This is a genomic window from Enterobacter wuhouensis, assembly GCF_035835995.1.
Lineage (GTDB): Bacteria > Pseudomonadota > Gammaproteobacteria > Enterobacterales > Enterobacteriaceae > Enterobacter > Enterobacter wuhouensis.
In genome coordinates this window covers 311,891-326,911 of record NZ_CP142124.1, presented here as the reverse complement: position 1 = coordinate 326,911, position 15,021 = coordinate 311,891, and the positions used below count along the sequence as shown (strand labels likewise).

The 15,021-nt window shown below is 57.5% G+C and carries 11 protein-coding genes and 1 rRNA gene; 4 read left to right on the top strand and 8 right to left on the bottom strand.

The genetic code is table 11. The annotated features are described in order from the left end of the window. Nucleotides 1-47: 47 nt before the first annotated feature. Nucleotides 48-320, top strand: coding sequence for a YjbD family protein (locus VPX56_RS01575; RefSeq protein ID WP_014830263.1), 273 nt, complete (start codon nucleotides 48-50; stop codon nucleotides 318-320). Here the strand turns inward: VPX56_RS01575 and rluF are convergent, their stop codons facing one another. Beyond that, on the bottom strand, nucleotides 321-1,193 hold the full coding sequence (gene rluF, locus VPX56_RS01570) for a 23S rRNA pseudouridine(2604) synthase RluF (RefSeq protein WP_238460832.1): 873 nt from the start codon (nucleotides 1,191-1,193) through the stop codon (nucleotides 321-323). Nucleotides 1,194-1,390: 197 nt separating this feature from the next. On the opposite strand from rluF, the gene VPX56_RS01565 reads away from it, so the two are divergent. Both VPX56_RS01565 and VPX56_RS01560 read left to right on the top strand, forming a co-directional pair. Next, a complete protein-coding gene (locus VPX56_RS01565) occupies nucleotides 1,391-1,693 on the top strand; it encodes a type II toxin-antitoxin system RelE/ParE family toxin (RefSeq protein ID WP_039264167.1) in 303 nt (100 codons plus the stop codon). 6 nt (nucleotides 1,694-1,699) lie between these two features. Next, nucleotides 1,700-1,987: an addiction module antidote protein gene (locus VPX56_RS01560; RefSeq protein ID WP_119937959.1), complete on the top strand. Its 288-nt coding sequence runs from the start codon at nucleotides 1,700-1,702 to the stop codon at nucleotides 1,985-1,987. Here the strand turns inward: VPX56_RS01560 and VPX56_RS01555 are convergent. Both VPX56_RS01555 and metH read right to left on the bottom strand, forming a co-directional pair. Continuing rightward, nucleotides 1,984-3,615 carry a Na/Pi cotransporter family protein gene (locus VPX56_RS01555; RefSeq protein ID WP_131635366.1) on the bottom strand — a complete coding sequence of 544 codons (1,632 nt, stop codon included), beginning with the start codon at nucleotides 3,613-3,615 and terminating at the stop codon, nucleotides 1,984-1,986. The two genes, VPX56_RS01560 and VPX56_RS01555, sit on opposite strands and share 4 nt — an antisense overlap. A gap of 217 nt (nucleotides 3,616-3,832) precedes the next feature. After that, nucleotides 3,833-7,516, bottom strand: coding sequence for a methionine synthase (metH, locus tag VPX56_RS01550; RefSeq protein WP_326469463.1), 3,684 nt, complete (start codon nucleotides 7,514-7,516; stop codon nucleotides 3,833-3,835). 193 nt (nucleotides 7,517-7,709) lie between these two features. Here metH and iclR point away from each other — a divergent pair, with 193 nt between their 5' ends. Next, nucleotides 7,710-8,537, top strand: coding sequence for a glyoxylate bypass operon transcriptional repressor IclR (iclR, locus tag VPX56_RS01545; RefSeq protein ID WP_326469461.1), 828 nt, complete (start codon nucleotides 7,710-7,712; stop codon nucleotides 8,535-8,537). 22 nt (nucleotides 8,538-8,559) lie between these two features. On the opposite strand, the gene aceK is transcribed toward iclR, so the two are convergent. The 5 genes from aceK to rrf all read right to left on the bottom strand — a co-directional run bounded on the left by aceK (nucleotide 8,560) and on the right by rrf (nucleotide 15,006). After that, nucleotides 8,560-10,311 (bottom strand): bifunctional isocitrate dehydrogenase kinase/phosphatase, encoded by a 1,752-nt coding sequence (aceK, locus tag VPX56_RS01540; protein ID WP_326469459.1) that lies wholly within the window; start codon nucleotides 10,309-10,311, stop codon nucleotides 8,560-8,562. Nucleotides 10,312-10,362: 51 nt separating this feature from the next. Continuing rightward, the gene (aceA, locus tag VPX56_RS01535; RefSeq protein WP_326469457.1) at nucleotides 10,363-11,667 is read right to left on the bottom strand and encodes an isocitrate lyase; all 1,305 of its coding nucleotides are present in this window, start codon (nucleotides 11,665-11,667) and stop codon (nucleotides 10,363-10,365) included. Between the two features lie 31 nt (nucleotides 11,668-11,698). Beyond that, entirely contained in the window at nucleotides 11,699-13,300 is a 1,602-nt protein-coding gene (gene aceB, locus VPX56_RS01530) for a malate synthase A (RefSeq protein ID WP_326469455.1), read from the bottom strand. Between the two features lie 270 nt (nucleotides 13,301-13,570). Continuing rightward, nucleotides 13,571-14,500, bottom strand: a complete 930-nt coding sequence (gene metA, locus VPX56_RS01525; protein WP_131635361.1) for a homoserine O-acetyltransferase MetA — start codon at nucleotides 14,498-14,500, stop codon at nucleotides 13,571-13,573. A gap of 390 nt (nucleotides 14,501-14,890) precedes the next feature. Then, nucleotides 14,891-15,006 (bottom strand): 5S ribosomal RNA (gene rrf / locus VPX56_RS01520). Nucleotides 15,007-15,021: the final 15 nt, after the last annotated feature.

Below are 15,021 nucleotides of genomic sequence, written 5' to 3'. Positions count from 1 at the left end.
GCCGCGCTTGCTTTACACTGAAGCCTCTCTCTCAGGAGGCTTCAGCAATGGCTACACCACGATTGACCCAGAAAGATATGACGGAAGCCGAGCAGCGCGAACTGAAAACGCTTCTCGACCGCGCCCGCATCGCCCATGGCCGCACGCTGACGAACGCCGAAACCAATCAGGTTAAGAAAGAGTACATTGATAAACTGATGGCGCAGCGTGACGCCGAGGCGAAAAAAGCCCGCAAACTGAAAAAGCAGCAGGCTTATAAGCCGGATACCGAGACGACCTTTTCCTGGTCGGCCAATACCTCTACCCGTGGACGGCGCTAATCAGCGCCCTTTCTTTTTGCGGCCAGGCTGGGCAAAGCGTTTTCCGTTGGCCGGTTTGCCTCGACCTTTCTCTTCCGCCTGCGGTGCTTTCACCACCGGGCGCTTAATGGCCTGCGTTTTCGGTTTCGCTTTAGCTTTCGGCTTCGCTTCGGAGGATGAGTTCTCGATAAGCTTGAACAGCTCAATCAGTTCGTCGCCGGTTAAATCACGCCACTCGCCCAGCGGAATACCGGACAGGCTGACGTTCATGATGCGCGTGCGTTCCAGCTTCGTCACCTCGTAGCCGAAGTGCTCGCACATACGGCGGATCTGACGGTTTAAGCCCTGCACCAGGGTAATGCGGAACGCGAACGGTGCTTCTTTCCTGACCTTACACTTCTTCGTGACGGTACCGAGGATCGGCACACCGGCACCCATGCCGCGAATAAATTCGTCCGTGACCGGCTTGTTCACCGTGACAATGTACTCTTTCTCGTGGTCGTTACCGGCACGCAGAATTTTGTTGACCAGATCGCCGTGGTTGGTGAGGAAAATCAGCCCCTGAGAGTCTTTATCGAGACGGCCAATCGGGAAAATGCGGCTGCTGTGGTTCACGAAATCAACGATGTTGTCCCGCTCGCCGTCTTCCGTGGTGCTGACAATCCCAACCGGTTTGTTCAACGCGATAAACACCAGGTCTTCAGCATCACGCGGTTCGATGACCTGACCATTCACTTTTACCACATCGCCAGGCACCACCTGATCGCCGATGGTGGCGCGCTTGCCGTTAAGAAACACGTTACCTTGTTCAATGTAACGGTCAGCCTCGCGACGTGAGCAGATCCCGCTCTCGCTAATGTATTTGTTTAATCGGGTTGATTGAGTTGGCAGCATAGTTTCTCCTGTGAAGGGCGAAATATACCTTAGGTTTGGGCCGAAAAAAAAGGTTAGCCGACGGTAACTGAAGCGGGTTTTTTAGTTTGCGAGACGCTTTCAGGATTTAGCGTCAGGCCATTTATCCTTGTGCTAACTCCTTTTAGTTTACTCTCCAGAAACAATTAATTTGTAGTTTATAAATTACAGGGAGTAATATGAAGGAGATTGTTCAGACAGAATCCTTCCAACGCTGGGAGCAAAATTTAAAAGATCGGCGAGCGAAAACCATTATCGCTTCCCGCCTCTTTCGGTTGGCAAATGGTTTAGCGGGGGACATTAAACCCGTTGGGGAAGGTATAAGTGAGCTGAGGATCCACTATGGTCCGGGCTACAGAATCTATTTTAAAGACCAGGGCAATTGCATCATCGTGCTGTTGTGTGGTGGTGACAAAAGCAGCCAGGCCAGAGACATACTTATGGCAAAAATGCTGAGCAATGTATCCCAATGGCAGGAGTGAATGAGCATGCATAAATTAACACCCTACGATCCAGCCAACGCGCTGGTGGATGACGAGGAAATCGCCGTGTTTATGGCTGATGCATTAGAAACGGGCGACTCTGCGTATATTGCTAAAGCTCTGGGCGTCATCGCGCGCGCGAAAGGAATGTCGGCCATTTCACAGCAAACTGGCCTATCACGAGAACAGCTTTATCGTTCATTCAGCGATAAGGGGAACCCAACGCTCAAAACCACGCTGGCGGTCATGAAAGCATTGGGTCTTGGGCTAACAATCAAACACGCCGGAGATTAATACTCGTCCCGCTCGTCGTCTTCATCCGGCTGTTCCATCACGCTGTACGCCACCGCACAGAACAACGAGTTGAGACGCTTCATATCCCCCAGCAGCCCCAGGTGCAGGGAGCTGGTTTCGATACTCTGCACGTTCTGCTGGTGCAGACGCTCAACGTGGGCGTGCGAGTAGCGGCGGTTCAGAATGCGGAAACGATGCTTGTTGCGGCGCAGGCGGCGCGCGCTCGGCACGTCGCTGGAGAAAAAGACCGACATCGCCAGCTTCAGGTTGCTGACCAGCTGTTCATGCAGCGCTTCCAGCTCCTTGAGGCCTTCACCTGAAAACGCACGACGCGCGGCCAGGGATTTGTCGGCGATTTCGCTCCCCATGCGCTCAACGATATCCGAGGCCTGCTCAAGGTTAAGCGACATCTCGATAATCTCCGCCCAGCGGCGGGACTCCTCTTCCGCCAGCTCGTCCTGGGGGATACGCGCCAGATAAAGCTTAATGGCGGTGTACAGCACGTTGATATCGTCCGCCAGCCTGCGCAGCTCTTTCTCTTCGCGCGGCTCGCCGTGCATCACCTTCTGCAGCCCTTCAAGCATGGTTTCCATCGCATCGCCCATGCGCAGCGTTTCGCGTGCGGCATTGGCGATGGCCAGCGCCGGGGTGTCGAGCACTGAGGTGTCCAGATGCTTCGGTTTCAGGCGCGCATCAAGCTCCGGTTCGTCGCGGATGAGGCGCTCACAGAAGCGGGCCATCGGCGCGGCAAACGGCACCATCGCCAGGCAGCGCACCAGGTTGTAGAAGACGTGGAAATAGATCACCAGCTCCGCCTTCGCCAGCGGGAGATTGTCCATGAGGTTCGCCAGCGGGTGAACGAACGGCAGAATAATCAGGCTGCCCACCAGCTTAAACAGCAGGCTGCCGAGCGCCACGCGGCGGGCCGCTGCGTTGGCGGCGCTGTTGTTGAGCATTGCCAGCAGGCCGGAGCCGAGGTTAGCACCGATCACCAGGCACAGCGCCACCGGGAAGGAGATCGCCCCCGCGGCGGTTAAGGTCGCCGTCAGCAGGACCGCCGCCAGGCTGGAGTAGCTGATGATGGCAAACACCGCGCCGATCAGCGCATCCAGCATAATATCGCCGGTCAGCGAGGCAAAAATGACCTGCACGCCGTTGGCCTGGGTGATCGGCGTGACTGCCTGCACGATCAGCTCAAGCGCCAGCAGGATGAGGCCAAGGCCGATGCCGACGCGGCCCAGCTGCCCGGCACGCGTCTGCTTGCGGCCAAGGAAGAAGATAACGCCGATGAAGATGAGCAGCGGCGACAGCCAGGAGAGGTCGAAGGTCAGGACGCGCGCCATCAGCGCGGTCCCCACGTCAGCGCCGAGAACGATCACCAGCGCCGGCGCGAGCGCGACCAGATCCTGCGCCACGAACGAGGTGACGAGCATGGTGGTCGCGTTACTGCTTTGCACCAGCGCCGTGACGCCGATGCCCGCGCAGAAGGCGAGCGGCTTCTTCTCAACGCTGCTGCTGAGGACGGTACGTAAACGCGCGCCGTAAACGCGCATCACGCCAGTACGGACAATATGGGTGCCCCATACCAGCAGTGCGACTGCAGAAAGCAGGTGTAACAGGGTCAGCACGGAAGGTTTTCCTCCTTATCGTTATGTGTATTCCTGAGGCTTGTTGCGCGTTGTCCTGCCGGATGGCGGCGGTGCCTTATCCGGCCTACGCGTAGGCCCGGCAAGCGCAGCGCCGCCGGGCAAAATGGCAATAACCTTCTTCCAGTATAAGGGTTTAAACGTAAGAAAGAGACAGGGCGCCCCATGAGCGCCCTGTTTGTTGTAAGGAAAAGTGATTTTAGTCGGCGTCGTAGCCTAAATTCGGCGCCAGCCAGCGCTCCACTTCAGACACGCTCATCCCTTTGCGCAGGGCGTAATCTTCGATCTGATCCCGCTGCAGCTGCGCCACGGCAAAATACTTGCTGTCCGGATGGCTGAAGTACCAGCCGGAGACGGACGCGCCTGGCCACATGGCGAACGACTCGGTGAGCTTCATCCCGGTATGCGCTTCCACGTCCAGCAGCTGCCAGATGGTGCCTTTCTCGGTGTGTTCCGGGCAGGCCGGATAGCCCGGCGCCGGGCGAATGCCCTGGTAGTTTTCGCGGATCAGATCCTCGTTGCTGAGGTTTTCATTCGCCGCGTAGCCCCAGTGGACCTTGCGCACGCGCTCGTGGAGGTACTCGGCGAAGGCTTCCGCCAGGCGGTCGGCAAGCGCTTTGATCATAATTTTGTTGTAATCGTCGTGCTGCGCTTCGAACGCGTCCGCCAGCGCATCTTCTTCCAGGCCGCCGGTCACGGCGAAGGCACCGATATAGTCGGCTTTACCGCTTAGCTTCGGCGCGACGAAATCGGCCAGGCAGTAGTTGGCAAAGCCCACTTTCTCCGTTTGCTGGCGCAGATGGCGGCTGACCGCCAGCACGTGGGTGCGGGTTTCATCGCGGTAGATTTCTACGTCGTCGCCCACGCGGTTAGCCGGGAACAGCCCCACCACGCCGCGCGGGTTAAGGGTTTTCTCTGCGCTCAGCGCGTCGAGCATGTCGTTGGCATCCTTGAACAGGCGCTTTGCCTCCTCGCCTACCACCTCATCCTCCAGGATGCGCGGATATTTGCCCGCCAGCGACCAGGTCATAAAGAACGGCGTCCAGTCGATGTAGTTGCGCAGCGTCTCGATGCTGGCCGTCACGTCCTGCACGCCCAGACGGTGCGCCACCGGCGGCGTGTAGCTGGACCAGTCGAAGGCCAGATCGTTGTCGCGCGCCGCCTGAAGCGAAACAGGCGGGGTGCGCGGCTTCTTGCGGCCGTGCTGGATGCGGACGGTTTCGTACTCTTTACGGGTGCGCGCCACAAAATCGTCGCGCTGGGTGTCGGAGAGCAGCGCGGAGACCACGCCCACGGTGCGCGAGGCGTTCTGCACGTACACCGTCGGGCCGCTGTAGTTCTGCTCGATTTTCACCGCCGTGTGCGCTTTCGAGGTGGTCGCCCCGCCAATCAGCAGCGGAATGGTAAAGCCCTGACGCTCCATCTCTTTTGCCACGTTGACCATTTCGTCCAGGGACGGGGTGATCAGCCCGGAAAGGCCAATCAGGTCAGCGTTCACCTCGCGCGCGGTCTTGAGGATTTTATCCGCCGGGACCATCACGCCAAGGTCGATAATTTCGTAGTTATTACACTGCAGCACTACGCCGACGATATTCTTGCCGATGTCGTGCACGTCGCCCTTCACGGTGGCGATGACCATTTTGCCGTTGCTGGAGCCTTTCTCTTTGCTGGCTTCGATGTAGGGTTCGAGATACGCCACCGCCTGCTTCATCACGCGGGCGGATTTTACCACCTGCGGCAGGAACATCTTACCTTCGCCGAACAGATCGCCGACCACGTTCATGCCGTCCATCAGCGGGCCTTCGATCACCTCAATCGGACGGGCTGCCTGCTGACGCGCCTCTTCGGTATCAAGCTCGATAAATTCGGTGATGCCTTTAACCAGCGAGTATTCCAGACGCTTTTTCACGTCCCAGGAACGCCACTCGGCCTGCTGAACGTTTGCCGCCTCATCCGACTTGCTGCCGCGGTACTTCTCTGCCAGATCCAGCATGCGCTCGGTGGCGTCGTCGCGGCGGTTAAGGATCACGTCCTCGACGCCATTGCGCAGCTCGGCAGGGAGGTCGTCGTAAATTGCCAGCTGCCCGGCGTTAACGATCCCCATGTCCATTCCGTTGCGGATGGCGTAGTAGAGGAACACGGCGTGGATCGCTTCACGCACCGGGTCGTTACCGCGGAACGAGAACGACACGTTCGACACGCCGCCGGAGATCAGCGCATGCGGCAGTTCGCGCTTGATGTCTTCACACGCCCCGATAAAGTCCTGGGCGTAGTTGTTGTGCTCTTCAATCCCGGTCGCGACGGCGAAAATGTTCGGGTCAAAGATGATATCTTCCGGCGGGAAGCCCACCTCTTCGGTCAAAATCTTGTACGCGCGGCGGCATATCTCGATTTTGCGCTCGCGGGTATCCGCCTGGCCCACTTCGTCGAAGGCCATCACCACCACGGCGGCACCGTAGCGGCGCACCATCTTCGCGTGGTGGATAAAGATATCAACCCCCTCCTTCATCGAGATGGAGTTAACGATGCCTTTGCCCTGGATGCACTTCAGCCCTTTTTCGATGACTTCCCACTTGGAGGAGTCGATCATGATCGGCACGCGGGCGATGTCCGGCTCGCCGGCAATCAGGTTGAGGAAACGCACCATCGCCGCTTCGGCGTCGAGCATCCCCTCGTCCATGTTGATATCGATAATCTGCGCGCCGCTTTCCACCTGCTGGCGGGCGACGTCCAGCGCTTCGTTGTACTTCTCTTCTTTGATCAGGCGCTTGAACTTTGCCGAACCGGTGACGTTAGTACGCTCACCCACGTTCACAAACAGGCTGTCGTCGCCGATGGTCAACGGCTCAAGGCCGGAAAGGCGGCAGGCAACCGGAAGCTCGGGCAGCCTGCGCGGGGGCAGCCCGGCGACGGCGTTGCTCATGGCCGCGATGTGATCCGGCGTGGTGCCGCAGCAGCCGCCGACGATGTTCAGGAAGCCAGACTCGGCCCACTCGCGGATTTGCGCCGCCATGGTGTCAGCATCGAGATCGTATTCACCGAACGCGTTTGGCAGGCCGGCGTTCGGGTGTGCGGTGACGTAGCATTCCGCGATACGGGAAAGCTCCTGCACGTACTGGCGCAGTTCATCCGGCCCCAGCGCGCAGTTCAGGCCAAAGGAGAGGGCTTCGGCGTGGCGCAGGGAGTTATAAAACGCTTCGGTTGTCTGGCCGGACAGTGTGCGGCCCGAGGCATCGGTGATGGTGCCGGAAATCATGATCGGCAGGTCAACGCCCAGCGCCTCGAACTCCTCTTTCACCGCGTAAATGGCGGCTTTGGCGTTGAGGGTGTCGAATACGGTTTCAATTAGGATCAGGTCGGAACCGCCTTCCACCAGCGCTTTAGTGGACTCACGATACGCGGCCACCAGCTGGTCAAAGGTGATATTGCGGAACGCCGGGTCATTGACGTCCGGTGAAATCGACGCGGTGCGGTTCGTCGGGCCAAGCACCCCGGCAACGTAGCGCGGCTTGTCCGGCGTGCGGGCCGTCCACTCGTCGGCGCAGGCGCGCGCCAGCTTCGCGGCTTCCAGGTTGATTTCCGCCGACAGGGATTCCATCTGGTAATCCGCCATGGCGATGGTTGTCGAGTTAAAGGTGTTGGTCTCAACGATATCCGCACCCGCTTCGAAGTAGGCGTTGTGGATATCCTTAATAACGGACGGCTTGCTGAGCACCAGCAGGTCGTTGTTACCCTTCAGGTCGCAGGGCCAGTCGGCAAAACGCTCGCCTCGGAAATCGTCTTCACTGAGACGATAGCCCTGGATCATGGTGCCCATGCCGCCGTCCAGCACCAGAATTCGTTCATTTAACTGCGCACGCAGTTGCTCTACTTTGCTGCTCACACTTGCTCCCGACAACGCTCAACAAGGCCAAAAGGCTGCGTTCCATACTGGCACAATCTCGCTGGGTGGAAAAGTCACACGGCGGTAACATGAGACATGTTCACCATCACTCCTCCGATCAGTCATGAAAGCGGTTGCAAATTCACCAAATAAAACGAAAATGATTTCCACGATACAGAAAAAGGAGATCGTCATGGTCGCAACCGTTCCCGCCAAACGCGGCAGAAAACCTGCTGCCACCACCGCTGCACAGCCTGGCGGACAGGTTCAATCGCTCACGCGCGGTTTGAAGCTGCTGGAGTGGATAGCCGAATCGCACGGCAGCGTGGCCCTGACGGAGCTGGCCCAGCAGGCTGGCCTGCCGAACTCCACGACGCACCGCCTGCTGACCACCATGCAGCAGCTGGGCTTTGTCCGCCAGGTCGGCGAGCTGGGGCACTGGGCGGTGGGCGCGCACGCATTTATCGTTGGCAGCAGCTTCCTGCAGAGCCGCAACCTGCTGGCGATTGTGCACCCGATTCTGCGCAAGCTGATGGAAGATTCCGGCGAGACGGTAAACCTGGCGGTGCTGGACCAGAGCGACCACCAGGCGATTATTATCGACCAGGTGCAGTGCACGCAGCTGATGCGCATGTCGGCACCGATTGGCGGCAAGCTGCCGATGCACGCGTCCGGGGCGGGGAAAGCGTTTCTCTCACAGCTGAGCGAAGAGCAGGTGACGGGGCTGCTGCACCGTACAGGGCTTCACGCCTACACCCACGCCACGCTGGTGTCGCCCGTGCATCTGAAAGAAGACCTGGCCCTGACCCGCAAGCGCGGCTATTCGTTTGATGATGAGGAACATGCGCTGGGCCTGCGCTGCCTGGCGTCCTGTATTTTTGACGAGCACCGCGAGCCGTTTGCCGCGATCTCCATCTCCGGTCCGATTTCGCGCATGACCGACGACCGCGTGACCGAACTGGGTGCGCTGGTGATTAAGGCGGCGAAAGAGGTGACGCTGGCGTATGGTGGGATCCGTTAAGATTGAGTGCGGCCTGATGCCCTCACCCCGGCCCTCTCCCACCGGGAGAGGGAGAAAATCTTATGCAAAAACGCTGCTTTCGACGGTAGGCGTACACATCTTCCACGTGCCCATTTTTGATCCGCGTTTGCAGTCCGCGCCAGTAGCTGGCGCGGAAAAGATCCTCATGCATCTCTTCGAATAGCGGCCCGATGCGCGGGTCGGCGCATAGCCAGTGGCGAAACTCCTCCGGAAACACATCGCCCGGCGAGACGCTGTACCACGGCTCGCTGGACAGCTCATCCTCCGGGTAGCGGGGCTGTGGGATATCGCGGAAGTTCACCTCGGTCATGTAGCAAATTTCATCGTAATCGTAGAACACCACCCGCCCGTGGCGGGTCACGCCAAAGTTTTTAAACAGCATATCGCCGGGGAAAATATTGGCGGCGGCAAGCTGACGAATCGCGTTGCCGTATTCTTCAATAGCATCTCTTAAAGCCTGACCGTCGGACTGCTCCAGCCAGATATTGAGCGGCACCATGCGGCGTTCAATGTAAAGATGGCTAATCGCGATTTTGTCGCCAAGATCGGTGATTTTCGCGGGCGCTTCCTGCATCAAAAGCGCCATGAGCGCCGGGTCGATCTGCTGCTTCTCCAGCACAAAGTTTTCGAATTCCTGGGTATCCGCCATGCGCCCGACGCGATCGTGCTCTTTGACCAGCTGATAGCAGGCGCGAACGTGCGCGGCGGTCATCTCTTTCTGCGGCGCGAATCTGTCTTTAATCACCTTAAAGACCCGGTCGAAGCCCGGCAGCGTAAAGACCAGCATCACCATGCCGCGAATGCCTGGCGCTTCGATAAACTGCTCGTCGGCCGTGGTGACATAGCGCAGGTACTCCCGGTAGCTTTCCGTCTTGGCGTGCTTCTGGCAGCCAATCGCCATATACAGCTCGGCGGTGGTTTTACCCGGCAGGATCTCGCGCAGCCACTCCACCAGCGCGGCAGGCAGCGGGGCGTACACCATGAAGTAAGAGCGGGCGAAGCCAAACACGATGCTGGCCTCGGCGCTGGTAGTCAGGCAGGTATCGACAAACAGTTCCCCGTCGTCGGTACGGTGAATGGGCAGCAGAAACGGCACAACGGCCGATGGCGTCACCAGTTTGCCCACCAGCCAGGCGGCTTTATTGCGGTAGAAAAGCTCATTGGCAACCTGCAGGTAGCTGTGGCTGAGCACCTCCGCGCCGAAGGTTTCGTTGAGATGCGCGTGAATATAGCCGATATCCCGGGCTTTATTCTCCCAGGGCAGGCGCAGCGGCAGATCCGTTAGCACGCGGTGCAGGAGCTTTTCCCATCCGCGATCGGGAAAGAAATCCTTCGCCAGCGGACGCGGAATGGTACGAAAGCGTCGCTCGGGCTGGGAGCTGAAGATAAATAACCGCTCAGGAGATAACGAGCGGTGGTCAAATAACCGGCAATAGACGGAGTTGAAAAAGCTCTCCGCAATCTCGAAGCGAGGGTAGTCGGGTAACAGATGAGTGTAATGCTCTTTCACGCGCAGTAAAAAATCCGCGTCCGGGCTTTTACCGTCGGTAATGCAGCGCAGCTGCTCCACCACCAGGCCCACGTGGTGATCGTAGAGATGGATACGCTGCTTCATGGCCTGCTGAACCGCATGCCAGTCGGCGTGTTCGAAGCGCTGCTGCGCGCCGGATGTCACTTCAAGAAAACGACCATATTGGGCGTCGAAGCCCTGCAAAATAGTTTGGGCAATCAGTAATTCCAGACCACGCGACATATATTCCCCCTCACCCCAACCCTCTCCCCGAGGGGGGAGAGGGGGAAAAGATTAGAACTGTGCTTCTTCTGTGGATCCCGTTAAGGCAGTAACGGAGGAGGTGCCGCCCTGAATAATCGTGGTCACATTATCAAAGTAGCCGGTTCCCACCTCCTGCTGGTGAGACACGAAGGTGTAGCCGTCTTTGCCCGCCGCAAACTCCGGCTGCTGCACCTTCTCAACGTAGTGCTTCATGCCCTCACCCTTCGCGTAGGCGTGCGCCAGGTCGAACATGTTGAACCACATGCTGTGGATGCCTGCCAGGGTAATGAACTGGTATTTGTAGCCCATGTCGGACAGCTGCTGCTGGAAGCTGGCGATGGTTTTGTCATCCAGCTTTTTCTGCCAGTTGAAGGACGGCGAGCAGTTGTAGGCCAGCAGCTTGCCCGGGTATTTCGCGTGGATGGCGTCAGCAAAGCGTTTTGCCAGCGCCAGATCCGGCGTGGAGGTTTCACACCAGACCAGGTCCGCATACGGCGCATACGCCAGGCCGCGGCTAATCGCCTGTTCAATGCCGGCATGGGTACGGTAGAAACCTTCACTGGTGCGCTCGCCGGTGATGAACTCGCTGTCGTACGGGTCGCAGTCAGAGGTGATCAGGTCTGCCGCATCGGCATCGGTACGGGCAATCACCAGCGTCGGCACGCCGAGCACGTCAGCAGCCAGACGCGCGGCAACCAGCTTCTGAATCGCTTCCTGAGTCGGAACGAGCACCTTACCGCCCATATGTCCGCATTTCTTCACTGACGCCAGCTGGTCTTCGAAGTGAACGGCCGCTGCACCGGCCTCAATCATCGATTTCATCAGCTCGAAGGCGTTCAGCACGCCGCCGAAACCGGCCTCTGCATCCGCGACGATCGGCAGGAAGTAATCCGTAAAGCGCGGATCGTTAGGTTCGATACCGGCGGCCCACTGGATCTGATCCGCACGGCGGAAAGTATTGTTGATCCGATCCACCACCGACGGCACGGAGTTAGCCGGATAGAGCGATTGATCCGGATACATGCTGGAGGCCAGGTTGGCGTCCGCCGCGACCTGCCAGCCGGAGAGGTAAATCGCCTCAATTCCGGCCTTCGCCTGTTGCAGCGCCTGACCGCCGGTCAGCGCGCCGAGGCTGTTGATGTAGCCCTTTTTGGAGCCACCGTGCAGCAGCTTCCACATTTTCGCCGCACCGTTCTGTGCCAGCGTGCATTCCGGGTTGACCGAGCCGCGTAATTTCACCACTTCCTCTGCGCTGTACGGACGACGAATGCCTTCCCAGCGCGGCTGTGTCCACTCTTTCTTTAACTCTTCGATTTGTTGGGTACGGGTTTTCATGTGCAGATGCTCCATATTGTTATGTGGTGAGTTACGCCAGGAAGCGGTAGCCCGGCAGGGTCAGGAAGTCGATTAAGTCATCTGATGTGGTGATTTGCTCCATCAGGCGCGCGGCGTCGTCAAAACGTCCGCTGCAGAAGCGGTGTTCGCCCAGTTCGTCCTGGATGACGCGCATCTCTTCGGCCAGCATCTGGCGGAACAGAGATTTGGTCACCGGCTTGCCGTTGCTGAGCGTTTTTTGATGGTGGATCCACTGCCAGATGGAGGTGCGAGAGATCTCCGCCGTCGCGGCATCTTCCATCAGCCCGTAAATCGGCACACAGCCGTTCCCAGAGATCCACGCTTCGATGTACTGGACCGCGACGCGGATATTGGCACGCATGCCCTCTTCCGTACGCTCCCCCGTACACGGTGCCAGCAGCTGTTCTTCTGCGATTGGCGCATCGTCCTCGCGAGTGACGGATAACTGGTTTTTGCTGTCGCCAAGTGCGCGGTTGAAGACCTCCATCGCCGTATCGGCCAGGCCGGGATGGGCAATCCACGTGCCGTCGTGGCCGTTACGTGCTTCAAGCTCTTTGTCGGCCTTCACCTTGTTGAGCACCTGATTGTTGCGCTCTGCGTCTTTGCTCGGGATAAAAGCCGCCATGCCGCCCATCGCAAAGGCACCGCGCTTGTGGCAGGTTTTAATCAGCAGACGCGAGTAAGCGCTCAGGAACGGCTTGTCCATGGTCACAACCTGACGATCCGGGAGCACGCGATCGGCGTGATTTTTCAGGGTCTTGATGTAGCTGAAGATGTAATCCCAGCGTCCGCAGTTCAGACCTACAATGTGGTCGCGCAGGGCATGCAGGATTTCATGCATCTGGAATACCGCGGGGAGCGTTTCAATCAGCAGCGTGGCCTTGATGGTGCCGCGCGGCAGGTCAAAGCGATCTTCGGCGTAGCTGAACACTTCGCTCCACCAGGCCGCTTCCTGCCAGGACTGCGTTTTTGGCAGGTAGAAATAGGGACCGCTGCCTTTTGCCAGCAGGCTTTTATGGTTGTGGAAGAAATAGAGTGCGAAATCAAACAGGCTGCCCGGAATGGCTTCCCCACGCCAGGTGACATGTTTTTCAGGCAGGTGCAGGCCGCGCACGCGACAGATCAGCACCGCCGGATTGGGTTTGAGCTGGTAAATTTTGCCGGCTTCGTTGGTGTAGCTGATGGTGCCGTTCACGGCATCGCGCAGGTTGATCTGTCCGTCGATAACTTTGTTCCAGTCCGGCGCCAGCGAGTCTTCAAAGTCCGCCATAAAGACCTTAACGTTGGCATTCATGGCGTTGATCACCATTTTGCGCTCTACCGGACCGGTGATCTCAACGCGACGATCCTGTAAATCTTCAGGGATGCCGCGGATTTTCCACTCACCTCGACGAATGGAAGCAGTTTCCGAAATGAAGCCAGGCAACTTGCCATCGTCAATTTCCTGCTGCTGATGAATGCGTGCCGCCAGCAGCTTGTTGCGCTGCGGCGTAAAGCGTGTCACCAGTTCAGTCAGAAACTCTACCGCTTCCGCCGTCAAAACTTGCTGTTCTTGCTCGCCGTACGGCTTGGTAAAGGCCAGTTCATCGACCGTCGTTGCCTGTTGAGTCATTACTCTGCTCCTCATCAAAGATCCAAAATCACGCCCCCGATGCGAACGAAAGATCGTTGGGTAGTTTTCGCTCAGCAGAATTAAGACTATCCATAATTTTTCCAAAATCAAAAACAATTTCCATTTTAATGTCAATTATAATGCAACCTTCTGATTAATAATAAATTAAAGTTTTATCGAATGTTGAGCGGAATTTCGGAAATAAAAAAGGCACCCGAAGGTGCCTGATGTAAACAGCTGAAACGCTTTAGGATCGTTTAGTGCAGACGATTATTCCAGCGTAGGATTCATGTGGCGAAGATCGTATGGCGTAATCTGGTAGACGTAATAGTTGAGCCAGTTGGTGAACAGCAGATTTCCGTGGCTGCGCCAGGTTGCCCGAGGCGTGTTTTGCGGATCGTTTTTCGGGAAATAGTTGTACGGAACATCGGGATTGAGACCCGCTTCGACATCACGAAAATACTCTGATGCGAGGGTATGCGGATCGTACTCAGGATGCCCGGTCACGAATGCAATGCGTTTATCCTTGCTGGCAAACAGATAAGCATCTCCATCTTCCGTTTCGGCCAGGATTTCCAGATCGGTGTAATCGCGGATCAGCTGTGCCGGGAAATCAGCATAGCGAGAATGCGGGGCCAGGAAAGAGTCATCAAAACCGCGCGTCAGCAGCGCGTGGGGATGCAGAATGTTATGTTCGTATACGCCTGAAAGCTTGTCGCTACGGGTTTGCTTGGGAATTCCATAGAGGATATTCAGTGCGGCCTGTACAGCCCAACAGACAAACAGCGTGGACGTGACGTGATCTTTTGCCCACTCCAGCACCTGTTTGATCTGCGGCCAGTATGCGACATCGTTGAATTCAACCAGGCCGAGCGGCGCACCGGTGACAATCAGGCCATCGAAGTTCTCATCACGGATATCATCAAAGTTACAGTAGAAGTTATTCAGATGCTCAGACGGGGTATTGCGTGACTCTCGGGCATCGATCCGCAGCAGCTGAATATCAACCTGCAGAGGGGAGTTCGACAGAAGACGCAGGAACTGGTTCTCTGTTTCGATCTTCTTAGGCATCAGATTGAGAATAAGCACCTTCAGCGGGCGAATTTCCTGACCTGTGGCGCGTGAAGCCGTCATCACGAAGACGTTTTCTTCACGTAAGAAATTGACGGCTGGTAGCTCGTCCTGCACCCGAATCGGCATAACCTTAAATCCTCACAGCATACGTATAAACGTTTAGACATCCAGACAGCTAACAATACCCAGAAACGGTGTAAATGTCGAGTCTGCAAGCGGAAGGTGAGAAAGTTTCAAGGAGAGGATGGTGCGGTTTGATGCCCTCACCCCGTCCCTCTCCCCCAGGGAGAGGGAGAAAACAAAAGCAAAAAACCCCGCACCTTTCGGTACGGGGTTCTTCTATTTGATGCCTGGCAGTTGTATGCCGGGCTTCCTGCCCGGCACCCTGCGGGTAGCACTCCGTGCTGTGCAAATCCGCTCCCGGCGGATTTGTCCTACTCTGGAGAGCGCTCACCGACAAACAACACGTAAAACAAAAGGCCCAGTCTTTCGACTGGGCCTTTCATTTTATTTGATGCCTGGCAGTTCCCTACTCTCACATGGGGAGACCCCACACTACCATCGGCGCTACGGCGTTTCACTTCTGAGTTCGGCATGGGGTCAGGTGGGACCACCGCGCTAAAGCCGCCAGGCAAATTCTGTTAATC